27 protein-coding genes and 2 riboswitches are annotated in these 25,481 nt (G+C 48.1%); of the genes, 18 read left to right on the top strand and 9 right to left on the bottom strand.

Features of this window, described 5'->3' with window-relative positions; all coding sequences use genetic code 11:
- Positions 1–6: 6 nt before the first annotated feature.
- The gene (locus LPA26_RS08910; protein ID WP_229008025.1) at positions 7–1,938 is read right to left on the bottom strand and encodes a TonB-dependent receptor; all 1,932 of its coding nucleotides are present in this window, start codon (positions 1,936–1,938) and stop codon (positions 7–9) included.
- A 137-nt stretch (positions 1,939–2,075) separates the two neighbouring features.
- A riboswitch (cobalamin riboswitch) is annotated at positions 2,076–2,289 on the bottom strand.
- 126 nt (positions 2,290–2,415) lie between these two features.
- On the opposite strand from LPA26_RS08910, the gene LPA26_RS08905 reads away from it, so the two are divergent.
- Positions 2,416–2,616, top strand: a complete 201-nt coding sequence (locus LPA26_RS08905; protein ID WP_229008024.1) for a hypothetical protein — start codon at positions 2,416–2,418, stop codon at positions 2,614–2,616.
- Positions 2,617–2,619: 3 nt separating this feature from the next.
- The gene (locus tag LPA26_RS08900; protein ID WP_055830187.1) at positions 2,620–2,922 is read left to right on the top strand and encodes a cell division protein ZapA; all 303 of its coding nucleotides are present in this window, start codon (positions 2,620–2,622) and stop codon (positions 2,920–2,922) included.
- A gap of 326 nt (positions 2,923–3,248) precedes the next feature.
- On the opposite strand, the gene LPA26_RS08895 is transcribed toward LPA26_RS08900, so the two are convergent.
- The gene (locus LPA26_RS08895) at positions 3,249–3,608 is read right to left on the bottom strand and encodes a DUF2237 family protein (RefSeq protein WP_229008023.1); all 360 of its coding nucleotides are present in this window, start codon (positions 3,606–3,608) and stop codon (positions 3,249–3,251) included.
- 120 nt (positions 3,609–3,728) lie between these two features.
- Here LPA26_RS08895 and LPA26_RS08890 point away from each other — a divergent pair, with 120 nt between their 5' ends.
- From LPA26_RS08890 to LPA26_RS08880, 3 genes are all read left to right on the top strand, one after another.
- On the top strand, positions 3,729–4,193 hold the full coding sequence (locus LPA26_RS08890; protein ID WP_055830183.1) for an EVE domain-containing protein: 465 nt from the start codon (positions 3,729–3,731) through the stop codon (positions 4,191–4,193).
- Between the two features lie 50 nt (positions 4,194–4,243).
- Positions 4,244–5,416 carry a diguanylate cyclase gene (locus tag LPA26_RS08885; protein WP_229008022.1) on the top strand — a complete coding sequence of 391 codons (1,173 nt, stop codon included), beginning with the start codon at positions 4,244–4,246 and terminating at the stop codon, positions 5,414–5,416.
- A gap of 383 nt (positions 5,417–5,799) precedes the next feature.
- Positions 5,800–6,807 carry a serine protease gene (locus tag LPA26_RS08880; RefSeq protein WP_229008021.1) on the top strand — a complete coding sequence of 336 codons (1,008 nt, stop codon included), beginning with the start codon at positions 5,800–5,802 and terminating at the stop codon, positions 6,805–6,807.
- Between the two features lie 88 nt (positions 6,808–6,895).
- Here LPA26_RS08880 and LPA26_RS08875 read toward each other — a convergent pair whose 3' ends face one another.
- Positions 6,896–7,045, bottom strand: a complete 150-nt coding sequence (locus LPA26_RS08875) for a hypothetical protein (RefSeq protein WP_156376475.1) — start codon at positions 7,043–7,045, stop codon at positions 6,896–6,898.
- 240 nt (positions 7,046–7,285) lie between these two features.
- Positions 7,286–7,367, top strand: a riboswitch (S-adenosyl-L-homocysteine riboswitch).
- Between the two features lie 92 nt (positions 7,368–7,459).
- On the opposite strand from LPA26_RS08875, the gene ahcY reads away from it, so the two are divergent.
- From ahcY to metF, 3 genes are all read left to right on the top strand, one after another.
- Positions 7,460–8,869, top strand: a complete 1,410-nt coding sequence (gene ahcY / locus LPA26_RS08870) for an adenosylhomocysteinase (protein WP_055830179.1) — start codon at positions 7,460–7,462, stop codon at positions 8,867–8,869.
- Positions 8,870–8,961: 92 nt separating this feature from the next.
- A complete protein-coding gene (locus LPA26_RS08865) occupies positions 8,962–9,309 on the top strand; it encodes a phage holin family protein (RefSeq protein ID WP_055830177.1) in 348 nt (115 codons plus the stop codon).
- Between the two features lie 70 nt (positions 9,310–9,379).
- Positions 9,380–10,207 carry a methylenetetrahydrofolate reductase [NAD(P)H] gene (gene metF / locus LPA26_RS08860; RefSeq protein WP_255659138.1) on the top strand — a complete coding sequence of 276 codons (828 nt, stop codon included), beginning with the start codon at positions 9,380–9,382 and terminating at the stop codon, positions 10,205–10,207.
- A 62-nt stretch (positions 10,208–10,269) separates the two neighbouring features.
- Here metF and LPA26_RS08855 read toward each other — a convergent pair whose 3' ends face one another.
- From LPA26_RS08855 to LPA26_RS08845, 3 genes are read right to left on the bottom strand one after another with little or no spacing between them, the layout of a single operon-like run.
- A complete protein-coding gene (locus LPA26_RS08855; RefSeq protein WP_055830173.1) occupies positions 10,270–10,737 on the bottom strand; it encodes a DUF494 family protein in 468 nt (155 codons plus the stop codon).
- Positions 10,738–10,785: 48 nt separating this feature from the next.
- A complete protein-coding gene (gene dprA, locus LPA26_RS08850; RefSeq protein ID WP_055830170.1) occupies positions 10,786–11,946 on the bottom strand; it encodes a DNA-processing protein DprA in 1,161 nt (386 codons plus the stop codon).
- Between the two features lie 9 nt (positions 11,947–11,955).
- Positions 11,956–12,990, bottom strand: a complete 1,035-nt coding sequence (locus LPA26_RS08845) for a LysM peptidoglycan-binding domain-containing protein (RefSeq protein WP_229008019.1) — start codon at positions 12,988–12,990, stop codon at positions 11,956–11,958.
- A 255-nt stretch (positions 12,991–13,245) separates the two neighbouring features.
- On the opposite strand from LPA26_RS08845, the gene def reads away from it, so the two are divergent.
- From def to LPA26_RS08810, 7 genes are all read left to right on the top strand, one after another.
- Positions 13,246–13,761: a peptide deformylase gene (gene def, locus LPA26_RS08840; protein ID WP_055830166.1), complete on the top strand. Its 516-nt coding sequence runs from the start codon at positions 13,246–13,248 to the stop codon at positions 13,759–13,761.
- 16 nt (positions 13,762–13,777) lie between these two features.
- The gene (fmt, locus tag LPA26_RS08835; protein ID WP_229008018.1) at positions 13,778–14,716 is read left to right on the top strand and encodes a methionyl-tRNA formyltransferase; all 939 of its coding nucleotides are present in this window, start codon (positions 13,778–13,780) and stop codon (positions 14,714–14,716) included.
- Between the two features lie 132 nt (positions 14,717–14,848).
- Entirely contained in the window at positions 14,849–15,721 is an 873-nt protein-coding gene (htpX, locus tag LPA26_RS08830; protein ID WP_229008017.1) for a zinc metalloprotease HtpX, read from the top strand.
- 144 nt (positions 15,722–15,865) lie between these two features.
- Positions 15,866–17,155 (top strand): 16S rRNA (cytosine(967)-C(5))-methyltransferase RsmB, encoded by a 1,290-nt coding sequence (gene rsmB / locus LPA26_RS08825; protein WP_229008016.1) that lies wholly within the window; start codon positions 15,866–15,868, stop codon positions 17,153–17,155.
- Complete coding sequence (locus LPA26_RS08820; protein WP_055830875.1) at positions 17,133–17,705, top strand: DUF4390 domain-containing protein; 573 nt, start codon at positions 17,133–17,135, stop codon at positions 17,703–17,705. Before rsmB ends, LPA26_RS08820 begins: the two co-directional genes overlap by 23 nt.
- A gap of 3 nt (positions 17,706–17,708) precedes the next feature.
- A complete protein-coding gene (locus LPA26_RS08815; protein ID WP_055830157.1) occupies positions 17,709–19,871 on the top strand; it encodes an ATP-binding protein in 2,163 nt (720 codons plus the stop codon).
- 12 nt (positions 19,872–19,883) lie between these two features.
- Entirely contained in the window at positions 19,884–21,146 is a 1,263-nt protein-coding gene (locus tag LPA26_RS08810) for a sigma-54 dependent transcriptional regulator (protein ID WP_055830155.1), read from the top strand.
- A 63-nt stretch (positions 21,147–21,209) separates the two neighbouring features.
- On the opposite strand, the gene LPA26_RS08805 is transcribed toward LPA26_RS08810, so the two are convergent.
- A complete protein-coding gene (locus LPA26_RS08805) occupies positions 21,210–21,593 on the bottom strand; it encodes a DoxX family membrane protein (RefSeq protein ID WP_229008015.1) in 384 nt (127 codons plus the stop codon).
- A gap of 86 nt (positions 21,594–21,679) precedes the next feature.
- Here LPA26_RS08805 and LPA26_RS08800 point away from each other — a divergent pair, with 86 nt between their 5' ends.
- The 3 genes from LPA26_RS08800 to LPA26_RS08790 all read left to right on the top strand — a co-directional run bounded on the left by LPA26_RS08800 (position 21,680) and on the right by LPA26_RS08790 (position 23,201).
- The gene (locus LPA26_RS08800) at positions 21,680–22,120 is read left to right on the top strand and encodes a GNAT family N-acetyltransferase (RefSeq protein ID WP_229008014.1); all 441 of its coding nucleotides are present in this window, start codon (positions 21,680–21,682) and stop codon (positions 22,118–22,120) included.
- Positions 22,121–22,168: 48 nt separating this feature from the next.
- The gene (fae, locus tag LPA26_RS08795) at positions 22,169–22,711 is read left to right on the top strand and encodes a formaldehyde-activating enzyme (protein WP_055830150.1); all 543 of its coding nucleotides are present in this window, start codon (positions 22,169–22,171) and stop codon (positions 22,709–22,711) included.
- 91 nt (positions 22,712–22,802) lie between these two features.
- On the top strand, positions 22,803–23,201 hold the full coding sequence (locus tag LPA26_RS08790) for an RDD family protein (RefSeq protein ID WP_229008013.1): 399 nt from the start codon (positions 22,803–22,805) through the stop codon (positions 23,199–23,201).
- Between the two features lie 26 nt (positions 23,202–23,227).
- Here the strand turns inward: LPA26_RS08790 and lptG are convergent, their stop codons facing one another.
- Positions 23,228–24,322 carry an LPS export ABC transporter permease LptG gene (lptG, locus tag LPA26_RS08785; RefSeq protein WP_055830147.1) on the bottom strand — a complete coding sequence of 365 codons (1,095 nt, stop codon included), beginning with the start codon at positions 24,320–24,322 and terminating at the stop codon, positions 23,228–23,230.
- Positions 24,323–24,325: 3 nt separating this feature from the next.
- Positions 24,326–25,429 (bottom strand): LPS export ABC transporter permease LptF, encoded by a 1,104-nt coding sequence (gene lptF / locus LPA26_RS08780; RefSeq protein WP_229008012.1) that lies wholly within the window; start codon positions 25,427–25,429, stop codon positions 24,326–24,328.
- Positions 25,430–25,481 lie beyond the last annotated feature (52 nt).

Below are 25,481 nucleotides of genomic sequence, written 5' to 3'. Positions count from 1 at the left end.
GGGATATTAAAAATCCGCTTTTAATCCCACTCGCCAAGTACGCGCAAAATCTATTGGATATACAGTATTGTCTTGCACTTGAATTGAGTTCTCATGTTCAAAAATATTATTAACGGCGGTGTATACATTCAAGTTTTTATATTGATAACTCAATGTAAGGTTGGTTGATTCGTAACGATTTTGTTTTTGATCAAAGTTGTTTTGCAGATCATTAAATGCATAGGCTTTGGCACGCCATGTGTGATTCAAATTCAAAGTGGCATTATTGAAAAGCTGATAGTTAATGTTTGCAATGACTGTGTGTTTGGGCACCCCTGGCAGATTTTTATCTTTGATCAAAACACTACCATCATTGTCACTATCGATAATTGCACGCGTAAAGGTATAAATAACGCCTGTACTTAGTTCCTCGTTTAGTTTCAATTGATCCTGAATCTCCACACCATATTTGTGTGATTGATCGATATTTGTGTTGGTGCCTAACCCACCCATTGTTGGGTTGTAGAAGATTTCGTTAGATAGACTTGAGTAAAAGCCAGATGCTTTAAAACGGTTGGTTTGAGTGACGTGATTGAAACCAATATTAAATGTTCTGGATTTCGTAGGGACCACATCCGGATTAAAGCCAGAGCCAAAATTAAAAAATCGATCTATGTCAGGAGCTTGAAAGGCATAGTTTAAGTTTGAAAACAGCGACAATTCTTGACCAAATTTGTAGTTGGCACCAACATCGAATGCTTCTAGGTTGTGTTCTTTGTTAATGGAAGGGGAGCCAAAAGATTGCAGCCGGTAATTAACACGTTCATGGCGTGCGCCAGCAGATAATGTAAGGTTATCTAATTCATATTCTGCCTGTGTAAAGAAGCCGAGATTGTTTTTACTGCTTTTATCCGAGATACGCTCCATGGTCCCGTCAAAGTTCTGTATACCAGCCATTACTTTTAAGTTTTCTGCTGCATATTTCAACAATAGTTCATCATTTTTGTAGTCGTAGGTACGTAGCTGCGAGAAGGGGAATGGTGGTTGTGGAGCATCGAAGAAAGATGTCTTGCGTTGATGGTCGTGAGCAATGCTAATCATCAGGTTTTCATTAATGTCATACTCAATGCCCGCACGCCACTGGTCCATTTCATAACGTTGGAAAGTATAGGCATTCCCGCTATTCTGACGTGGATTTTCATTAAATTCAGCTTTAGTGATTGGGCCTACATAAAACGTGCTGATGCGAGCACTGGTGGCATTAGCCTTTAAGCGAAGTTTATCTATTGGCTTGATTGTTAATTTGACATTTTGTGAAGTGTTATCGAACTCATCCCTTTTTCCAAAAATATCCTTTTTACTAAACCCATCATAGCTTTCATCGGATGCGCTTGCGGAGAGTGAAATATATTTGCTGGAGATTCCCCCCGAAACATACCCCGATTTCTGACCATAATTACCTAATGAGCCAGCGACTGAAATGCCGGTTTTTGCCTTGGTATATATTTGAATTGAGCCTGCGGTTGCGCCATCACCATAGATCACGGAACCACTGCCTTTGCTGATTTCGATCCGCTCAATATTGCTGAGTGGAATGGCCCCGATTAATTGTGGCGACATGTCAATATTATTTAAACGCTGACCGTCCACACTTACGACAACATTTTGATAGCCGTTTTCATTACCATAACCACGCATATTGATAAGTGGCGCGGCTTTATTGCCGAATCCTGACAGGATGTTTAACGAAGAGTACTGAGCAAGAAAGTCATATAAGTTGCTTGCGCCAGAGGCTTGAATCTGGTCCGAGGTGTGGATCTCAGATGCGTAGGTGGTTTCTGTATCCTTGCGTTCAAAGCCAGATGACTTAACAGTGACATCATCCAGTTGCAGATCTTCAGCGAATGCAGGTGTGGTTAAAAGCGTGGCAATGACGCTAAATAAAAACTTCTTTTTCATTATCTTATCCCTGTGTCATATGCGACCCCGCATATGGGTTATTGGGCAATACTCAGGGATAAGGGACAATGAATCTGGATTTGCTATGGTTAGCAAAAAGAGAAATACACTATCAGACACCGTCACCCCGCGGTATTGCAAATGGTTGGTTGTGAGGCCGGTCTCCGGGCTTGCAAGTTTTGATCTATCGCCTTCCCGAGTTTGCACTCAGTGGCATGTTGATAGACCCGCACTTGCTTACCGTTGCGGGGGCAGCACAGGCATTGCGAATGTGAATTCACGCACCTGTTTCCCAGTTTCACTCTTGGCTGCAAGAACACAGCGTCGAGCACCTGACAACTGGCGCCTATTTTAGTAGAAAGTGTCTGTTTTAGCTAGAAAACCATGGTTGTGTAGCGAAGTTTAAATTGTTAAATTACTTTGAAAAACTACGCTTAGCTATTGACCACAATCATTTTTTTCATTGATAATGACTCAATGGATGCTGATCTGAAAAGTTTGGAAGAGCGTGTGGCGAAGTTAATTGCGCTTTGCAATCAATTGCGTGAGGATAATGGTCAGTTACGCCAGGAGGTCTCAAAATTGCATCAGGAGTCGCAATCCCTCAAGCTGAATATGACGCAAGCCAGCGTGCAATTGGAAAAATTGTTATCTGCATTACCACAGGAAGGTCAATAAACGATGGCGAAACAACCAATCGATATTGAAATTATGGGTCGTGCATTTAGTGTGACATGCACGGATGAAGAGCGCGATGTCATCGTGCAGGCAGTGGGTTACCTGGATGGTAAAATGCGTGAAATACGCGATGCGGGCAAGATGGTCAGTGTGGAGCGAATTGCGATTATGGCGGCACTGAATATCACGCACGAGTTATTGAATACCCGAAGTGCAGGTGTGGATGTGGGCGATGTGAAAAAACGCATTAGCACCATGCAGCAGCAAATGGATGAGGTGCTATCCAGCCAGAATAAATTGCTGTAATCCCCTGAACTTCACAAAATATTCACCGTCATTGATAGTAAATGGCGTATCATTTTTTAACCACATAGTTTTACTTCGGCTTAAATTTAATCCGCTGTACTTTTAATCTGGTGTGTTAAGGCGTTGCCTGAGTCTAAAATTCCTTGAACTAGTCTTTGTTATAGGTTTCGGCTCATCAGGTGCTGTGCGATCGCACTAAGTTGGGAGGTCTTTTAAGACTCCCTTGGCGTGTGAACCTAATGTACCTTAGGCTGTTACCACCTGAACTTTTTGGTTCAGGATCAAGGCTCAGGTAACCCCTTAGCACATCATTTTCAATGACTACGCTATCTTAAGGCGTGGTACATCAAGTCAGCCAGACTGACGACTTCCAGGCAACTTTCATCGCAAGACTCCAACACTACCGGTGGCGCGTAGCCTGCTTCGCTGGCTTGTAACCAGCGGCCTGCGCACAGACACCAGCGATCGCCAGCCTGCAATCCGGGAAAGTCATAATCCGGCAGAGGGGTTGATAAGTCGTTACCCTGGGCTTTGGAATACGCCAGAAACTCATCTGTCATTTCTGCACAAACCGTGTGTCTGCCTAAATCTTCCGGATGAAACCCGCAGCAGCCATCCCGCATAAAGCCGGTGACAGGGTGTATGCTGCAAGGAATAAGCAAGGTGCCGAGGACGTTTTTAGCCATGATATCTATGTGTGGTCACTCTTTGGGAGTGGAGTAGCTTTCGGTTTGTGAGCGTTGGGGTTTATGATACTAGGGTTTATGATACTGGCATTTTGCACATTTAGAAGAAGGTTTTAAGCAATGGCACGTTACTGGCTGATGAAGTCCGAACCCTCGGATGTTTCTATTGATGATTTGGCGGGGTTCCCAAACCAGAGCGTTGACTGGTATGGGGTGCGCAATTACCAGGCGCGTAACTTCATGCGAGACCAGATGAAGGTCGGTGATGGCGTATTGTTTTACCACTCTAATTGTGAGGTGCCTGGCATTGCCGGCATCTGTGAAGTGAGTACGCTGGCTTATCCGGACAAGTTCCAGTTTGTAAAAGGGCACAAGTATTTTGACCCTAAATCTACTCCGGAAAACCCGCGTTGGGTCAATGTGGATGTGAAGCTGGTGCGTAAAACCCGCTTGCTGAGCCTGAAAGAATTACGCGAAATCCCCGAGCTTTCTAATATGAGAATATTGCAAAAAGGGAACCGATTGTCGATTACGCCAGTCGATCCCAGGGAGTGGGCATTAATCACGAAATTGATTAGCGCATGAAGCCTTGCCTGGAGGCGTTACGCATGTTTATATTTTCATTCGCTTAGGTCATGAAAACACAGCGCAAAAAAGCGGTGTTGTATATCCTTGTTTCAGGGTTCCTCATTGCTTTTATTGGTGCTTTATTGTTTCTGTGGATTTATTTTTCCAGCATGCGCGAAATGCACCAGACCACGCGCAATCTTTACGAAAAGCCGTTTGCGGTTTCTAATGCGGCGCTTGAACTTAAAGCCGCTTTATATCAAATCCGCAGTAGCTTGTTATATGCAACGCTGATCAAGGCGGATGCGAGTGATGTGGCTGCCACTATCACGTTTATCGAAAAGCACGAGCGGTTGGCGGAAGAGAAGATTGCCGTGATGCAGCACAGCTATTCCGGTGACCCGCAACAAGTCATCAATCTCCGTCAAAAATGGCAGGCACTCAACCAGGTACGCGACCAGATTTTGCAAAAACTGGAAGATGCCAAATTTTCTGAAGCCAACCGCTTGATTGAAACTGACTGGACTAGCCGCTTTGCAGAAGTGGCCAGGTTGAATGAGTCCATCCTTGGCTTTGCTAATCAGCGTGCCACTCAATATGTGAATGAAAGCCAACAACGGCTGCAGCGGCATACCAAGGCGGGTTTGATATACGCCGGGTTATTACTATCCCTATTTTTGCTGGTCAGTGTATTTGTTGTGTCGCGCATCTACCGCTTGCATATCGAGGCAGACAAATTTGCATTTACCGATTTTTTAACCGGCATCGCCAATCGCCGGCATTTCATGCATGAGCTGGAATCCGAAATCAGACGCAGTCAGCGTTACGAAGCCCCATTTTCGTTCGCGATGGTGGATATTGATCATTTCAAAAAAATAAATGACAAATACGGCCATTATGCCGGTGATGTGGTGTTGCAGAATTTTTGCCTGCGGTGTGTGAATGCGCTGCGCACCAGCGATATGGTCGGCAGGCTGGGTGGTGAAGAGTTCGGTATCCTGATGCCGATGACAGATCTACATGAAGCTACGCGCGTGATTGAGCGTCTGCGCTCAGAAATCGACCATAGCGTCTTGATTGAAAATGGCGAAAAAATCCATTACACCGCTTCATTTGGCCTGGTTTCGACCTCACAGCTGAATGACCAGCAAGGTTTGTCACATATGATGCGCATGGCTGATGCTGCCTTGTATTCTGCCAAGCAACAAGGCCGAAACCGCGTTTTTATTGCTAATCATTGATCCGTGTATGCGTTAACGCATTCCATCTATTTCACTTGCCCGCATGAGGCAAATATTTCTCTCCTATACTCAATTCGTTTTCGCTTCATGATGTTTTGAGCGATGTCTGTGCATACACCTTTTTAGTGCACTTTAATGGTGCGTTAGCGGGATTGCAGGCCTCAGGCATATAGTCGTTTTTGAGTAAATCTCTGATATTGAATCTCTTCATCCGTAAATATTTATCTATTTAACTATTTGATTATTAATAACTTTATTTGATTATTTTACCATTTAAATAGTGCTCGATTTGTGTGCGCGTTGGGTTGGAATGCATCTTGCTGAAATGTAATTAAAGGCTTTCCAACGATACACCAACTTGCGGTAACAGATTGGAGCATTACATGACAAAGTTTTTGATTGGTTTACTGGTAGGGTGCTTTGCCGCACCGTTGATGGCAGAACCTTCTGACGCGTTAATGCAGTCGTTAAACAGTCGGGTACTGCGCATTCAAGTGGGATTGACCAATGGTCAGTTTGGCTTGGGTTCAGGAGTTGTGGTTGCCGACAATCAAGTGGTGACTAACTGTCATGTGGTCGCTAACGCAAGCAGTATCAGCGTGTTAAGTGGTGGTGCGGTTTATCATGCAGTGGGCGTCAAGCCAGACTGGGAGCATGATGTTTGCATGCTGCAAATGGATGACCTGCCTCTCACACCAGTCGCCATGAAATCCAGCCGTGAATTGAAATATGAGCAACCGGTATTCACCATTGGCTACCCAAGTTTTGTGCCAGCACCTGTCACTACCAAAGGTGTGGTGAAAGGTTTATTCACCATGGATGACTCAGTGATTGTGCGTGCTACCAGCACTTTTAAACAAGGTGCAAGCGGCGGTGGTTTGTTTGATGAGTCCGGCACACTGGTAGGCTTGATCACACTGAAAAGCCCTGGCAAAGATGCGTATTATTACTATATGTCGATTGACTGGGTGCAAGCATTGTTAACTAAACCTGCGGGACCTATATTAGTGAAAAGCGAGCTGCCATTCTGGGGTAAACCGGCAGCGCAATGGCCTAGCTTTATGAAAGTGGTGTTTCCTTACCTGCATAAAGACTGGAACGGCTTGAAAACAGTAGCGGCTGAATGGGTGAAACAAGAGCCTGCCAATACAGAAGCCTGGTTTTACCTGGCAGCTGCAGAGTACGAAACACGTGATCTAACGCTCGCTGAGCAACATTTGCACCGTGTCGTGAGCATGAACGACCAGCATAGCCAGGCTTTCTATTATCTTGGCCTGATTGCTGAAGCCAATGGCAAACACAGCGAAGCATTGGCAAGTGTAGAGACGCTTAACCAGCTGGATGCAGAAAAAGCAGCAGAACTGACCGTCGCCATGAAAACATTGCCATAACCCACATGCCGGTATAGTGGAAAGTCAGTTGCTCATATAGCCAAATAAAAAGCGCCTCATCGGCGCTTTTTATTTGGCAGTTGTTTAGTTAAACAACTTGCAAATCCAGTTCTTCAACATGGTAGTAATGCTCGTCATCCCAGACTGTGAAGTCTTGCGCGGTCACCACAGCCTCCTGAAAGTGATAAAAGGTCGCGATGCAATGATTCTCTTCGTCCATGACCTGATACATTGACATAATTTCCCGCCTTTCCGTAATGGTTGAGTGACTATAAATACTGCAGTTGACACATCATGCCATGGTGACAGGTAAATGATTTTATTAAGAAAAGCGGTCTATTGGTCTCAATTTACAATCATGCGCATGACTGGTATATATAAAACGGCCAAACAAACATTTGAAGCGTAATTGCGCAGTTGTTTTGATAATGAAAAAAGGTGGTCTTTTGTAAAATATGGCGGTTGGCGTATAATCACGCCTTCTGAGGAACGCTGCGAGAGTTTCATACTCCCAGGCTCAGAGTGATAGCTGCGAAGCTTCTCAACTGCGTTCACTTTTCACTGTGCGAGCACGGAAAAAAGGTGAACAAAACGTTTCCACCGGTTCTAAGAACCTTCCCTGCTCAGTTTTCATTTTTTTAGGACTTCAAACATGAATACTGTAGCTGATTTCAAAGATTACATTGTCGCCGATATGAACCTGGCTGGCTGGGGCCGTAAGGAAATTGCCATTGCCGAAACCGAAATGCCGGGCTTGATGGCTATTCGCGAAGAATATGCCGCTGTGCAACCGTTACGTGGCGCACGCATTACCGGTTCTTTGCATATGACCATCCAGACCGCAGTGCTGATCGAAACACTGAAGGATCTCGGCGCTGAAGTGCGCTGGGCTTCCTGCAATATTTTCTCTACCCAAGATCATGCGGCGGCTGCGATTGCTGCCACTGGCACCGCTGTGTTTGCCGTGAAAGGCGAAACGCTGGAAGAATACTGGGATTATACCCACCGCATTTTTGAGTGGGCTGACGGTGGTTACTCCAACATGATTCTGGATGACGGCGGTGATGCGACTTTGCTGTTGCACCTGGGCGCACGTGCAGAAAAAGATTTATCCGTGGTGGGCAACCCAACTTCTGAAGAAGAAGTCTGCTTGTTTAATGCGATTAAAGCCAAACTGAAGACAGACCCGACCTGGTATTCCGTTCGCCTCAAAGAAATCAAGGGTGTAACTGAAGAAACTACTACTGGTGTACACCGCCTGTACCAGATGCATAAAGACGGCAAACTGGCTTTCCCAGCAATTAACGTCAATGATTCGGTGACCAAATCTAAATTTGATAACCTTTACGGCTGCCGTGAATCATTGGTAGATGGTATCAAGCGTGCAACCGATGTGATGATTGCAGGCAAGATCGCTATCGTGGCTGGTTATGGTGATGTGGGTAAAGGTTCTGCGCAAGCGCTGCGTGCTTTGTCTGCACAAGTTTGGGTGACTGAAATTGACCCGATCTGCGCCTTACAGGCAGCGATGGAAGGTTACCGTGTGGTCACTATGGATTATGCCGCTGAACACGGCGATATTTTCGTGACCGCGACCGGTAACTACCACGTGATCACCCACGACCATATGGCGAAAATGAAAGACCAGGCGATTGTCTGCAACATCGGTCACTTTGATAATGAAATCGACGTGGCCGGTATTGAGAAATACCAATGGGACGAAATCAAGCCGCAAGTCGACCATGTGATTTTCCCGGATGGCAAGCGCATCATCCTGCTGGCTAAAGGCCGTCTGGTAAACCTGGGTTGCGGAACCGGACACCCTAGCTATGTCATGAGCTCCAGCTTTGCCAACCAGACCATTGCGCAAATCGAGTTGTTCACGCAAACCAGCAACTATCCGGTAGGCGTGTATACCTTGCCTAAACATCTGGATGAAAAAGTGGCTATCCTGCAATTGAAAAAACTCAATGCACAGCTAACTGTACTTACCGATGCGCAAGCGGCCTATATCGGCGTGAGCAAGAGTGGTCCTTACAAGCCTGATCACTACAGATACTAAGCTTCCATACTTAAGCCGCAACCTCAGTCAGGTGTCCTGGCCGAGGTTTCGGTGTACACTCTTCCTCAATCTAATGACGACAGGGGAGTGAAATGTTTAAGTTGCTGATTGTGTGGGTATTGAACGCATTGGCGTTAATGGCGGTGGCTTACCTGGTGCCTGGCATCCATGTGGCGAATTTTACAGCTGCACTAATAGCTGCTTTGGTGATTGGACTGGTCAATATATTGATTAAACCGTTGCTGGTGCTGCTTACCTTGCCGATTACTTTGTTAACGCTGGGCTTGTTTATTCTGGTGATTAACGGGGTGCTGTTCTGGCTGGTCGGCAATTATCTGCAAGGATTTTCGGTCAGCTCCATCCTGATTGGTGTAATTGGTGCCTTGGTCTACAGTTTGATTTCCGGGGTGCTCAGTTCGATTATCCCTGATAGTGATTAACTGGCTAAGAAGGCTGGTTTCCGTATCCATTTTTGTGAGTGCGGGCTTGCCATAAATAAAGATTAAACACGTGAATAATAAAACTTCTTTCAGCTTTGAGTTTTTTCCGCCAAAAACGGCGGAGGGAATGACTAACTTGCGTCTCGCGCGCGCGGAATTAGCTAAATTTTCCCCTGAATTCTTCTCGGTGACGTTTGGTGCGGGTGGTTCAACCCGTGACCGCACTATGGAGACCGTGCTGGAAATTCAGGCAGAGGGCTATGGCGCCGCACCACACATTTCCTGTATTTCTTCCAGCAAAGAGGAAATTCGCGAGTTGTTACAGACGTATCAATCCAAAGGCATTAAACGCCTGGTCACTTTGCGTGGAGATATTCCTTCCGGTGAGGTGAGTGCTGGCGACTTTAAATATGCGAATGAACTGGTGAGTTTTATCCGTGCCGAAACGGCTGACTGGTTTCACCTCGAAGTCGCGGCCTATCCTGAATTCCATCCTGAAGCGAGCTCTGCTCAAAAAGACCTGGATAATTTCAAACGTAAAATTGATGCCGGTGCTGATTCAGCCATTACGCAATATTTCTACAATGTGGATGCTTATTTCCGCTTTGTTGAGTTGGCGCACAAGCAGGGTATTACAGCCCCTATCATTCCAGGCGTGATGCCAATTTATAACTACACACAGTTAGCGCGTTTTTCTAATGTGTGTGGCGCTGAAATTCCACGCTGGTTACGATTGCGCCTTGAGGCTTATGGCGATGATATCGCTTCATTACGCGCCTTCGGCGTTGATGTGGTGACTGATATTTGCGCCAAGCTTTCCCAGGCGGGAGTGGATAAAATGCATTTTTATACCTTGAACCAGGCGGGCATTATTGGGCAGATTATCCGGCAACTTTAAGTTGGGCCTGAATAAATAAAAAGCGCGATTAAATCGCGCTTTTTTTGTAGCCAAATATTACGTTATTGCAACGACAGACCTTTCGGATTAAATAACGCATCTTCAACAAACAGGTAATCCTGTTTACGGCTTTCATCCCACAGCACCATCATGGTGATCCAGCGGATATCTTCCATGCTTAAGGTTTCCTGTGGCAACACCATGCAGCGGTCGATAATCAGGTCACGCTCATAAGCGCTGATGATGTCACTTTTCTCTAATAGACAGAGAAAGTTCAGACTCTCATCATTAATTTTATCGCGTTCCATCTCGCAGAAAATACGCAGGGCAGAAGGATTCTGCAAATATTGCGGATGCGCAACCGAGCGGCGCAGATCTTTTACCCAGTCTACCGCGTGCAGAATATCCTGGTGATTAAATCCTGCCTGGGACAATTCATAGGCCATGATGGCTTCGTCGGTTTCTTTCAACTCAAACGCATCATGTTTGTCCCAATAGTTTTGATAAATAAATATCAATACTTCCAACATGCATATCTCCTCAACATGCTACTTCAATACTAGCGCTACCTTGTGAGATTAAGCCAGTCTCTGGAATTGCCCGTTCGCAAGATGGCTGACTACACCTTCTAATTCAAGTAGTGTAAGCATGGTGGAAACTTCTCCGGGCGTCAAGCCTGAGCGGGCGGCGATCTGCTCGGCGAAGATAGGGTCAAACCCCATGCAAGCCAATACAGGGCTTGCTTCAGAGGGTAGATTAGTCCAATTGGGTATTAGCCCGTTTGGGCTATCAGCCAGGCTGGCATTTGGCAGGCGGATATGACGTAACTCACTGAGGATATCGTCGGTGGACTCCACCAGTTTTGCACCTTGTTTAATCAAGGCATGACAGCCCTTAGACACCGGAGAATGGATGGAACCGGGAATCGCAAATACTTCACGTCCCTGTTCAATCGCCAGTTTCGCTGTAATCAGGGATCCGCTATCGACATTTGCTTCAACCACCAGGCAGCCTTCAGATAAGCCACTGATAATACGATTACGTCTGGGGAAGTTGTAATTGATCGAAGGCGTACCTAATGCATATTCCGACAGCAACAGGCCATGCTGGGCAATCTGATGCGCCAGTGCTTTGTGTTTGGCCGGGTAGACAATATCGAGGCCGGTGCCGACTACCGCAATGGTTGCCCCATCTGCTTTCAAGGCGCCACGATGGGCAGCGCCATCAATCCCCAGGGCAAGTCCGCTAACTACGACTAAGCCCGCGCGGCATAAGCTCTCGGCAAAGTTTTCTGCAGTGGTTTCTCCTTGCGCGGTTGCATGCCGGCTCCCCACAATCGCCATGGCCGGCCGTTTGAGTATCTGCAAGTTGCCTTTGGCATAGAGTAGCGGCGGTGGCTGGTCGGTTTCCAGTAAACGTCTTGGGTAGTGCAGGTCGGCCAGGGTGATCAGGTGATTATCAGGTTGCTCCAGCCAGTCCAGCGCTTTGGCAATATCTGCATGCTCCATCGCACGCTGGATACGCTCTGCGACATCTTTGCTGACAGTGTCGCGTAGCTCGGCGTATGACGCTGCCAGAATCGCTTCCGGCGATTTCAACAGCAGTAATAGCTGGCACAGCATGGTATTGCCGAGCCCGTCAACCAGGCTAAGCGCTATCCACGGTGCATATTGTTCGCGAGAAGAGCTGCTCAAGCTTGCGTCGGGCAAGCTTGCGTTTTCGATGTAAGTGTTTTCCATGTAGGAATCTTACGGTGTTTGAACGATATCTTCCACATGTACGGGTTGAGAAGCTTGCATCACCAATGCGTAAGACAGTTTGGGGAAGGTTTTGAACACCATCACCAACCCGACTGGCTCATTCGGTAATTGCAAGGTCACCGGATGTTCAGGATCTGATCCCGGGTCTATCATGCTGGCGCCTTTGCGCAGGATAGACAGCACGTGCCCACGTTCCAGGCCATCGTTTGCGCCACGGTTAAGCACTACCACACGGCCGGAGCCGGTTTCGTTAATACCATTGCTGATGCGGGCAATCTGGCCATGCAACTGGTTTTCCGGTGCATGCGGTATAAATGTCTGGGTTAACTCATCTTCAACAGCGATCAGTTTGTCTTTAACGGCGATTTCTTCTTTCACCTGGCTGATATTCAGGGTTGCAGGTTGACCCAGGCGTAGCAGACTGGCTTCACCGAGATAATGCGCTTCAATACCTAGGATTTCACCATTTTCGGGATCCTTAACCGGTTCACCTTCACGGTAAATGGCCCAGACCGGTTGCGGGGTTTGTGGCAATCCCTGCACATAAATATGTGTACCGGGGCTCAGGATTTCTCGTTCTTCTTCCGCGGCAATAATTCTAGGCGCATTTTTCAGCTCATCTGCGGAAACCAGCATAGGCTTAGTCAAAAAAGGCAGTATAGCGTTTGGCTGTATGGTCGGGATAGCATCGGCCTTGATCGGTGTCACAATGACACCAGGCTCCAGTTTGACAGATTCGCGAATCAACCTCAGTACCGGTTTGCCGCTGCTGGTGTCCAGCACGATTACATCTCCCGGGTAGATCCAGTGCGGATTTTTGATATGGTCACGGTTGATCTGCCATATCTGTGGCCACTGCCAGGGATTCTTGAGGAACTTGGCAGAAATATCCCATAAAGTATCGCCTTTAACCACCACGTGGCGGTCCGGGTGTTGCGAACGTAGGGTAATTTCCTCTGCAAAAGCGTACAAGCTGCTACAAGCCAGGGCAAGCGAGGTTATAATTTGAACAATTTTGGTCATGTGACGTCTCTGTAATATGCAGTGCTGACGTTATGCAGCATGCATGGCGCGGGTTAATGCGCAATGTCGACCAATCTAGCATGGGTTTAAAGTTATTATCAAGATGAAAAAACGGGCGTTTTGCCTTGTATTCATCTAAGAAACGCCAAAATAAGTGTATAGCGGTGAAGTGCAAGGTCACTGTAGTTTGACCACTCGCTAACACAGACCCTTAAAACGTTTCGTAAACACTTTGGATTGAAAGATTTATAGAGCATGGCACTCCTCCCTATTTTGCAATATCCTGATCCCCGCTTGCACACGGTTGCCAAGCCGGTAAAGGTATTTGATCATGCTTTGCAGAAGCTGGTCGCAGATATGGCCGAAACAATGTATGACGCGCCTGGCATCGGTTTGGCTGCCACCCAGGTCGACCAGCATATCCAGTTGATCGTGATTGACCTGAGCAAGGAAAAAAATGATTTGCTGGTGCTGGTCAACCCGAGGATTATTGCTGAATCCGGCCATCAGGATTATGAAGAAGGTTGCCTGTCAGTGCCCGGCATTTATGAAAGTGTTACGCGCGCGGAATTCATTACCGTGGAAGCAGAAGATGCGCAAGGCAAGACCTTTAAACTGGATGCGGATGGTTTGCTGAGTGTATGTATCCAGCACGAAATGGATCACCTGAAGGGCAAGGTGTTTGTGGAATATCTCTCTCCCCTGAAACGCAATCGGATTCGCAGCAAAATGATCAAGCATGCGCGTGAGATTGAGCGCAACAGCTATTAAGTCACGGGGTTAAACCATGCGAATTATTTATGCCGGAACTCCGGAATTTGCCGTGCCTGCCTTGCAGGGACTCATTGACGCCGGGCATGATATTGTCATGGTGCTCACCCAGCCGGATCGTCCTTCAGGGCGCGGCATGCAACTTAAGGCCAGCCCGGTCAAGCAACTGGCTTTAAAACATGGATTGACTGTATTCCAGCCGGAAAATCTGAAACCTTCAGAGGTGCAGGATCAAATTGCCACAACCCATGCCGATGTGTTGATTGTGGCCGCTTATGGCCTGATTATCCCCACTGCTGTCCTCAATATTCCCAAGCGTGGCTGTTATAACATTCATGGCTCACTGCTGCCACGCTGGCGCGGGGCGGCACCTATCCATCGCGCTATTCTGGCAGGCGATAGTGAAACCGGTGTCACTATTATGGAAGTAGTGCCCAAGCTGGATGCAGGCAATATGGTCAGTAAGTGGGCCGTGCCGATCACTGAGCAAGACACCACACAGACTTTGCATGATGCCATCAGCCGGGAAGGCGCGCGCCTGATGATAGAGGCAATGCATACGCTGCAAACCACCGGCCAACTGCCTTCAGATGTGCAAGATGAATCGCTGGTGACTTATGCGCACAAACTTGAAAAATCTGAATCGGCCATCGATTGGACACAATCTGCCATTCAGCTTTCGAGGCAGGTGCGGGCGTTCAATCCTTTTCCGGTCGCCACGGCCAAATTCAAAGATCAGGTATGCAAACTCTGGTTTGCGCAAGTTGCCCAACATGCAGCAGAGCTTGATTTAACGCAACCGCCAGGCACCATTTTACAGGTTCAGCCTTTAGTAGTGGCCTGTGGAAATGGAACCTTGGAGATTCATGAACTGCAAATGCCGGGTGGCAAACGCCAGGCTGCACAGCAGTTCGTGCAGGGGCAGCATGTGCATGTTGGTGACAGGTTTTTATAAGTGTCTTTATATGATGAATCCATACAAAATGTGCGGATGTCACGGTGATTTCATAAGACATCTTTAGCATTGAAAAAACTGTTAGCGACCCCATGTTGGTGAAGAGTAATCATGGAATGAAGGAATTTTGGAATGTTAGGTAATTGGACTAAAACCTTTGTGCTGATGGCAGCGATTACAGCCCTGTTCGTGGCTGTGGGCGGTGCTTTTGGTGGCCAAAGCGGCATGCTGATGGCTTTGTTGCTGGCAGGTGGCATGAATTTTTATGCTTACTGGTTCAGCGACCAGGCTGTGCTCAAAATGTATGGTGCCGTAGAAATCAACGCCGAGAACAATTACGGAAACAACCAGTTCAATAACTATTACAAGATGGTCAAAGAACTGGCGGAACGCGCGCAATTGCCGATGCCACGTGTATTTGTCATTAACGAAAGCCAGCCAAATGCGTTCGCTACCGGGCGTAACCCGGAAAATGCGGCAGTGGCTGCCACCACCGGCATTATGCAGATTCTTAGCGAACGCGAATTGCGCGGCGTCATGGCACACGAACTGGCGCACGTGAAAAACCGCGATACCCTGATTTCTACCATGTCAGCCACCGTGGCTGGTGCGATTTCAGCGATTGCCCAATTCGGTATGCTGTTTGGTGGTAGTCATAGGGAAGGTGAAGAAAGACCTAACCCTATGCTGGGTATTTTGATGATTATCATGGCGCCGCTGGCCGCCAGCCTGATCCAGATGGCAATATCACGCTCGCGTGAATATGAAGCTGACCGTATGGGTGCGGATATCAGCCGTGATCCAAAAGCCCTGGCGAGTGCATTGGAGAAAATCCATAATTATGCGCACAAAATTCCTAACATGACTGCTGAGCAACACCCTGAAACCGGTCAGATGATGATTATCAACCCGTTATCGGGGGCTGACTTTTCCGGTTTGTTCAGTACCCATCCCAAAACAGAAGAGCGCGTTCGCCGTTTAATGTCGCTGGCTAACCAGTACTAAAATAAAATTAAAGCTGTTGTTAAAAGGCTTTCCTCAGGAAAGCCTTTTTTATTGGCCTGCGTCCATATTTGATTACTTACATTGTTTTCACTGTGAAAGAAGCTGCATCAAGTAAAATAGCGTTTTTACTCCGAGTTTATTTCCGTGCAAGTTGCCCAGCTAATAGCCGCCCATGCCGTTGCCGAAGTATTGGCTGGCCATAACCTGACTGTCTCGATGCCAAAAGCATTGCGCAAAGTCAAAGCTGCTACGCCACAACAACAGGCTGCAGCGCAGGATTACAGCTATCTGACTTTGCGCTTTTATGCGGAATCAGCCGCCTATCTGGCGAAGCTCACCCCCAAGCCCGTTTCTGACACACGAGTAGAAGCTTTATTGCTGGTCGCGCTTTCGCAGTTATTGCATGGCAAAGACGATGATTTTACGGTGGTGAACCAGGCAGTGGAAGCGGCAGGTAAAACCGGTCAGCGCTGGGCCAAAAGTTTAGTGAATGCCGTGTTGCGAAACTTCTTGCGGCAACGTGAAGCATTGCAACGGGTAGTCACGCAAAAAGAAGAGGTCACCTGGAACTATCCCCAATGGTGGATAGACCTGATCAAACAGCAATACCCTGATCACTGGCAAGCCATGCTCGCAGTCGGTAATGAGCATCCACCCATGACATTACGCGTCAATGTGCGAAAAATCAGTGTAGAAGATTATTTGCAGGCTTTGCAAGAGTCACAAATTTCAGTCACCCATTTAGGCAGTACGGCCATTCAGCTGCATCAGCCGCTACCTGTGTATAAGCTGCCCGGATTTGACCTGGGTTGGGTCAGTGTGCAAGACGCAGGCGCGCAATGGGCAGCGCCTTTGCTGGATGTCGGGCCAGGCATGCGGGTGCTGGATGCTTGCAGTGCCCCGGGCGGTAAAACTTGCCATATTATTGAGTTTTGCGATGTGGACTTGGTGTCGCTGGATGTGGAAGACGAACGCCTGAAACGTGTGAATGAAAATATGCAGCGGCTGGGTTTGCAGGCAAAAGTCATTACCGGCGATGCAGCCAGCACTGACTGGTTTGACGGGCAACCGTTTGACCGTATCCTGGCAGATGTCCCTTGCAGTGCTTCCGGCATCGTGCGCCGGCATGTGGATATGAAATGGTTGCGCAGACCTCAGGATTTGGCGACTTTTGCACACACACAGCAGCAAATCTTATCTAATTTGTGGCAAATGCTGGCAAAAGGCGGTAAATTGCTTTATGTGACATGTTCGGTGTTTCAACAAGAAAACGAAATGCAAATTCAGCAATTTTTAACTTCCCATGATGATGCAATCCGGCTGCCAGTGGCGTTTGATGCCTCCATCCTGCCGTGCGAGCATGCAGCACCCGGGCAATTATTGCCGGTGGCTGCCCATGACGGATTATTTTATGCGTTGTTACAAAAGCATTAAATCCTGGCTATTGCTAGTCTGCATGCTGCTCACTGCCTGGTCAGTACTGGCTGGCGGTAATCATGCACATATTAAAGTGGCAGAACTGGTATTGCGCGACGATTTATGGACGCTGGATGCCGAAATGGATATCCAGCTGGGCCGTGCGCTGGAAGAGGCGCTGAGCAAGGGCGTCACCCTAACCTTTTTGTACGAGTTCCAGATCGTTAAACCGCTTAAATACTGGTTTGATGATGAAGTGGTCACCGAACGTCGCCAGGTCACCTTGAATTACCACGCGCTGACCAAACAATACATCCTCAATTATCCGCAGCAGCAAAAAGTATTTGATACGCTGATTGATGCCAAACAAGAGTTATCCATTATTCACGATTGGCGTTTGGCACCACATGCCACGCTTGAAAAAAACCAGTCTTATCATGCAGCCTTGAAAATGCATCTGGATACCAGCAAATTGCCAAAAGCCTTGCAAGTGGATGCGATTGGCGAGAGTGATTGGGAACTGGTTACGCCTACCTTTAGCTGGTGGGTGAAGGAGACCTTGCGCTAAGTTATGCGTTATGTACTGATTTTGTCGATTTCGCTGGCCGCGGGTCTGCTGTACCTGTTGTCCCTCGCCAGTGCCAACACGGCCATCAGCGGCGACTATTACATCATCCTGCTCTACATCAATGCTGGTCTGGCGCTCTTGTTGCTGGGCGTGATTGGCTACCAGTTACGCCACCTCTACCGCACCACAAAAACCAAACAGGTTGGTAGTAAACTCAATTTCAGGTTGTTGGTCACTTTTGCGCTGATGGCCTTGATTCCCGGCATGATTGTCTACCTGGTTTCAGTGAATTTTCTCAGCCGCTCAATTGAGTCGTGGTTCAACGTTAAAGTTGAGTCTGCCTTGGATGGTGGCTTGAATCTTGGTCAGCGGGCACTGGATATCATGCTGTCCGAGCTTAAAGATAAAGCGCAGGGCATGACAGTCTCCTTATCTCTGCAAGCTGCCAAGTCTAATTATGCGCAACTGAATGATTTACGGGAAAAAGCAGGCATTCAGGATGCTGCTTTACTCACACCACAAGGCGCCATTCTGGCCGTGAGTAGTGCCGACCCCAGCAGTTTCTTGCCAGAACTGCCTTCAGTACCGCAGTTACGCCAGGCCAGAAGCGGCGTGTATGGCAAGATCGAGCCTATTCCGGGTAAAGGCTTATACATGCGTGTGCTGGTGCCGGTGGAACCGTTAGGTATTATCGGGGAAGTGCGGATTCTGCAGCTGATGCAGCCGGTGCCAAAAGCGCTGTCTAATACTGCGGAAGCGGTGCAGGATGTTTACCGCGAGTACCAGACTTTGTCTTATAGCCGTCAGTCACTAAAAGATATTTTCATGCTGACGCTGACCATGATTCTCTTGCTCTCGATGCTAGGGGCTCTGATTATCGCATTTGCGTTGAGCCGGCGCATGGCTCAACCGCTGACAGTGCTTGCCGAAGGCACACGGCTGATTGCCAGCGGCGACTTTTCGCAGCAACTGCCTTCATTCGGCAAAGATGAGCTGAGTGTGCTGGTGAAGTCTTTTAACAGCATGACGCGACAGTTGCAGGAAGCGAAAATCGCTTCTGAACAAAGCCGACAGCATGTGGAATCTGCACGCGCCTACCTTGAAGCAATCCTGTCGCACTTGAGCTCTGGTGTGATGACCATTAATGAGCGGGCTGAGTTACGCGTCTACAACCTCGCCGCGACCAGTATTCTGGGCATTTCGTTAGTCGGTTTCAAAAATAAAGTATTTACCGAAATCGCTAACGAAAATCTGTATTTAAGCCCATTTGTAGAAATCGTCATGCGCCATTATGATGAGACTTTACAGCTGGATCATCATGAGCGGCATATGACCAGCCAGATCGATATTGAGCATGTGCACGGCAAACAGATTCTGATGTTGCGTGTCACACGTTTGCCGGAAGGTGCCGGGCATGGACTGGTGGTGGTGTTTGATGATGTGACGGTGATGGCGCAGGCTCAGCGTGACGCAGCTTGGGCAGAGGTGGCCAGAAGGCTGGCGCATGAGATCAAGAATCCGCTGACGCCGATACAGCTTTCTGCTGAACGCCTGCAGTTTAAACTGCATGATAAGCTGGATAGTAAAGATGCCGAGATGCTGCTGAAATCGACCGATACTATCGTGAATCAGGTGCAGGCCATGAAAAACATGGTCAATGAATTTAGTGAATATGCAAGGACACCAGCAGCGTTATTGGTTAAACTGGATTTAAATGCTTTGATCCGGGATGTCAGCCGCTTGTACAATGGATCGACGGTTAAGCTGGAGTTGGTATTGCATCAACAGTTACCTGAGGTGCAGGCTGATGCCACCATGATGCGGCAGATTTTGCATAATTTGCTGCAAAATGCACAGGATGCGATGAGCCAGGTGGAGCATCCGCAAGTGGTCATCCTCACGGATTGCGACGGTGAGCGTGTAAAATTATCGCTGACAGACAATGGCGGTGGTTTCCCGACCGATGTGATGGCTAGGGTGTTTGAACCCTATGTCACCACCAAATCGCACGGCACTGGCCTTGGTTTGGCCATTGTGAAGAAAATGATAGAAGAACAACGTGGACAGATACGTATAGATAATCTGCCACAGGGGGGCGCCAGCGTGACCATACACCTGCCCGTAGATAAACAACAACAGCGTCGGCGCGTAGAGCGCATCGTGTAAGGAAGTACGGACATGGCATCACGGAATATATTGGTGGTTGATGACGAAGTCGGCATTCGCGAGTTGTTGAGCGACATCTTGCGCGACGAAGGTCATCAAGTCCGCCTGGCAGAAAATGCCCAATTGGCACGCGAAGAAAGACTCAAGCAGCGACCGGACCTGGTATTGCTGGATATCTGGATGCCGGATTGCGATGGTATCAGCCTCCTCAAAGAGTGGGCGAATGCAGGGTTGTTGACGATGCCGGTCATTATGATGTCCGGCCACGGCACTATTGATACAGCGATTGAAGCTACCCGCCTGGGTGCGTTCGATTTCTTGGAAAAGCCGATTGCGCTACAAAAGTTGCTTAAAACAGTGGGTGCCGCCATCAAGCACACCGAGCATTTGGCACATACAGAAATCAACCTTTCCAGCTTTGGCAAAAGCGCCGTCATCCAGGAGCTCAAGCAACGCCTGGAACAACTGGCCCGCCATAAAAACACTTTATTCCTGATCGGCAAAAAAGGTGGCAGCGTGCCGCTGTGTGCCAAATTCCTGCGTCCACCAAACACGCCTTGGGTCTCACTCACCGAGTATGACAAACTGGTCTCGGCACCAATGGAGATCCTAGAGCAGGCGCGCGAAGGCGTGGTTTTCGTCGATGAAGTGACACGCCTGGGAAAAACCGAGCAAAAGGGTTTGAGTTTGCTGATTGCCAAGTCAGAAAAATATGGCGTGCGAGTCATCTGTGGCAGCGAGTTCGGTTTGCCGCAACTGATTGAAAAAGCCATGCTGGAACAATCCCTGTTGCAGACGTTAGCCGGTGCAGCGGTGAAAGTGCCGTGCCTGGACGAGCATAAAGAAGACATTCCTGACCTGGCCAATGCCATGGCTACCTTGATGGTAGAAGCCAGCAAGATCGATTACAAATCGTTTGATGTTGCGGCATTAAATGCACTGCGCAACGCAGACTGGCCGGGTGACCTGGATGAGCTGGAATCGGTCGTACAGAACCTGCTGATGACCAGCCTGGGTGACAGCATTACACAGGAAGATGTACAGCGCGTGTTGAAAGATTTTCAGGGCCAGATTGCAGAATCCGCTGAACAGCATATGCCTCTGAATCTCGACCAGCCATTACGCGAAGCAAGAGATGAGTTTGAGCGTTTTTACTTTCAATACCATATGCGGCTGGTTAAAAACAACATGAGTCGCCTGTCTGATATTTCCGGCCTGGAACGCACACATTTGTACCGTAAACTCAAGCAACTGGGTATCCGGATAAAAGGTTAATCACAAGGTTGAATAAATAAAAAAAGCCGGGGTTCCCCGGCTTTTTCCATACATCCAGAAGTATTATTTCTGGCGGTTATCCAGGCTGTACCCGGTCTGCGGATAAAGACTCAGCAACCACATGCCACCGGCAATCCCCATGTAGGCAAAAAATGCATCCAGCGAAGCCTGGCTCAACACTATGGCCATAAAAGCCGCTAACACACCCAGTACTCTGGCACTGATTTTCGTTTTAAAGCCGACTAGCAAGGCTAGGCCAAATGCGAGCTGGATAAAAATCAGCAATGGCGCAAATATGGCCGGCAAACCCAATTGGCCCAGCATAAATTGATATTGCAGATAGCCATCAGGGGCAGAGGTAATGGCAATCAACTTCAAAATCACAATGCCAAAGAACACCAGCGCTAGCAAAATCCTGGCGGCAGCAGTTTGTAATGGACACAACATTTCTTTTCCTCAAATCCTGTTTTTTATAAAGCGCCTATAATGCCTGTGGCTTATCACAATTGCAAACTTTCATCCGGAGCGGAAATGTGTCGGTACAACGCACTCAATTAATCATTCATCGTTTTGATACGCGACATGCATTATGGCCCGAATGCCGCATGATCCGTAAACGTGTGTTTATTGACGAACAGCAAGTGCCGGTGGCGCTGGAATGGGATGCATCAGATGCGACCGCCATGCATTTTTTAGTCATGGTGGACGGGCAACCGGCCGCCTGTGCCAGAGTACTGGAAGATGGACACATCGGGCGGATGGCGGTGTTACCAGAATGGAGAGGGCAAGGCATAGGCGAGGCATTATTGCTACAGGCCATCCAGGAATGCCGGCATCTGCAAGCGTTATATGCCCGCCTGTCAGCGCAAACACAGGCGGTGAAATTTTATGAGCGTGCAGGCTTTGTGGTCTGCAGTGAGCCTTATCTGGATGCGAATATCATGCATGTCGATATGCAGCTTGAGCTGGTATAATTGCGGTTTAAGTTTTTCTATCACTCCCAGACATAAAAAGGAATTCTCATGTCAAAGATCGTATTAAAAGCTGGTGAAGCCACTGTATTTTCCGAAGGTAAAGATGTAACTGCGGCGATGCCGGAAATCGTGATTGGTGCCGTTGATGGCCCGGTTGGGACTGCGTTTGCCAACATGATGGCGCAAACCAAAGGCCATACCGCCATGTTTGCTGTGCGTGATATTAACCAGATGGTACGCCCTGCGACGATGATGGTGCCTAAAGTCACTTTGAAAGACTCACTGAACATTGAATTGTTCGGTGGCGTGGTGCAAGCGGGTGTGGCTGATGGTATTACTGATGCGGTTATCGAAGGCATTATCCCTAAAGAACTGGTAAATGACCTGTGCATCGTTGCTTTATTGTGGATCGATCCGGGCTGTGCCAAAGAAGCTAACCTGGACAAGGCTGACTTGTACAAAAACAACTACGAAGCGATTAAGCTGGCATTGAAACGTGCCTTGAACGACGAACCAAGCATTGACGAAATCATTGCCAACCGTCACAAGATCAAACACTGCATGTGGGAAGATAGCTGGGATCAAAAGTAAGCTGGGATAAACAGAAACTGGAGTTGAAGTTTTATCCGGTTTGCCCCTGCCAAGCCCCGCATTTGCGGGGTTTTTGTTATAGAAGGTAAGTATGAGACTCTTGATTAAACGTTATCTGGCAGTGGTCTATGAATCGCTTTTAATGGTGGCGCTAGCGCTGGTCCTCACCGCGATTTATTACATGGTGTTTGGCGATGCCAGCCAAGGTTGGAAAAGATTGGGATTGCAGCTGATGGTGTGGGGAAGCATGGGTGCTTACTTTGTCCGCTGCTGGACGGTGAGCGGGCAAACATTGGCCAGCCAGACTTGGAAACTGAAAGTGGTTAATCAGCAAGGGCAATTATTAGTATGGCAGCAGGCTGTGATGCGGTATGTGGTTGCCAGCATATTACTGTTACCGGCTGGATTAACCTTGTGGTGGGCTATCCTGGATCGTGAACAGCAGTTTTTGCATGACCGCTTGCTTGGTTCGCGTGTTGTCAGGCTGTAGCTGTGAGTCCGCTAATGTCTTTCAACCTAGCGCTTTTCAACGTAGTGCAGCATACCCAGGCCTGCAAATAAAAACAGCAGCGTCGGGCCGATGGCACTAAATAGCGGTGACCAGTCATTGAGTACACCAAGGTGCACAAATACCCGGTTCATAATCTGGTAGACCACGCCGAGTAATATCCCGGAAAATATCTTGGCACTGATACCGCCGGCACGTTGCTGTAAAAACCCAAATGGCAAGGCTAGCACTACCATCACCAGGCAAGCTAGCGGATAGATCAGCTTGGACCATAAAGCGACCTGGTAACGGGTACTTTTCTGGCCATTGCGGTGCAAGTGCTGAATAAAGCTATACAGGTTCCAGGCCGACATTTTTTCCGGTAACACCAGCAAGACATTCAGCAGTTCTGGCCTGATCAGTGATTCCCACTGCGCCTGTTTTACAAACTTTGAGGTCACCGAGTTGTTTTGCACGGCGCGCTCATTATTAAAGATGGTTTGCGTAACGTTCAGTAACTTCCAGTGGTCATCGGCAAAATGTCCTTTTTCGGCATGGCTTATACTGCGCAGGCGGAACTGTGGATCAAAGTCATAGATATCAATATTCACCAGGCTGCTATCCGGTAGTACCGTGTTCACATTCACAAAACTACTGCCATCTTTAATCCAAAGCCCGGACTGGAAGTCTTGAGCCACTACTGAATCGGTAGCCTGGATGCGGATCCGCTGCGCCATTTTTTCACTCAAAGGCGCAATGATTTCACCAATCATAAAGGTGACGATGGCAAAGACCAGGCCTATGCTTAACAATATTTTGGCAATCACCTTGAGTGAAATGCCGCTGGTACGCATGACGATTAGCTCGGAGTTGCCGGCCATTGCGCCTAGTGTATACACAATACCTAGCAGCACTGCGACTGGCGCTACTTCATAGATATGCCCGGGAATACTGAGCCCGACAAACGTCAGCATGCTGTTGATGCCGTAATGACCGCGCCCCAGGCTATCCAGCTCTTGCAGCAGGTCAAAAAATGAGAACATGGCAAGCAGGCCAAACAGCACCAGCATGATGTTAAAGCTGATTTCCCGCCAAAAATAACGATTGAGGATAGACAGGCTCATGGATTAGGCAGCCTTGGTGCGACGCTTGAACAGGTCTGGAATCAATGGTTTAAGATGTTTTCGTCTATGGTATAAATACCAGCCCAGTAATACAAAACAGATGTGCACCGGCCATAAACCTACCCATGCCGAAATTTTGCCTTGAGTGATCCACGCTTGGAAAATACTCAACACGTTGTTGTAGATAATAAAAATCAGGATAGCGAACATGATATTCAGCGACCGACCGGCTCGCGGATCTACAAAGCTTAGCGGTATCGCCAGTAGCACCATGACAATGGTGGATATAGGAATCGCGAATCGCCAATGCAGCTCTGCCTGGTCAGAGAGTGAAGCATCGCTCATCAGGCCAAGCGTGGTCTTGGCCTGCGCTGTTCCCTCCTGGGGCGTGGTTTCCTTGGTTTCGATGCGGATATCGTAACGCTCAAATTCAGTGGTCGAAACGTCCAGTGTATTGGGGATCACTTCGTAGCGCCGGCCATGTTGCAGGACCAGGAAATTATCGCCGTTTTCAGCTTTGTAACGGCTGCCGCGGTTGGCGGTAATGATGCCGGTCTTGCCATGCTGGCGTGACTGGACGAATATATTTTTGACTTCGTAGCCAAGTTTGTCGAAACTCTCAATGAAATAGATACGTTCGCCGTTGTTCGACTCCTTGAATGCGCCGGGGCTGATGGAAGAGAGTTCATCCCTTTTTTTCAATTGTTCACGGTAGCCGTCCGCTTTCTCCGTTGCCCATGGCATCACAAACAAGCTGAGCAAGCTGATAATCAGTACGATAGGGAAGATAAAACGCAGGATGGGCACTACCCACTGGCGCAGGCTAAGCCCTGCATTCATCCAGATCACCATTTCCGAATCACGGTGCCAGCGCGTTAACGTCAGCAATACGGCCAGGAAAATAGCCAGGGACAGCATCATAGGCATTAGTTTCACCAGGCTGAAGGTGAGAATGGTGCCAATGGCGTCGTTAGGCAGAATCCCTTTGGAAACCTGGCGCACGATATTACCGGCGCGCTGTGCGACCACGATACCCAGAATAATCAGGAAAATGGCAGAAGATGAGGACATCAACTCTGCGGACAATGCACGTTTGAATATTTTCAATTTAAATGCACCGCTTTGAAATCAGCATAAAACACTAGATAATACAATCATC

It is taken from the genome of Methylophilus sp. Leaf408 (genome assembly GCF_916856905.1).
Taxonomy (GTDB): domain Bacteria; phylum Pseudomonadota; class Gammaproteobacteria; order Burkholderiales; family Methylophilaceae; genus Methylophilus.
The sequence above is the reverse complement of the archived record's forward strand: the minus strand, read 5'-3'. Positions and strand labels throughout refer to the sequence as shown.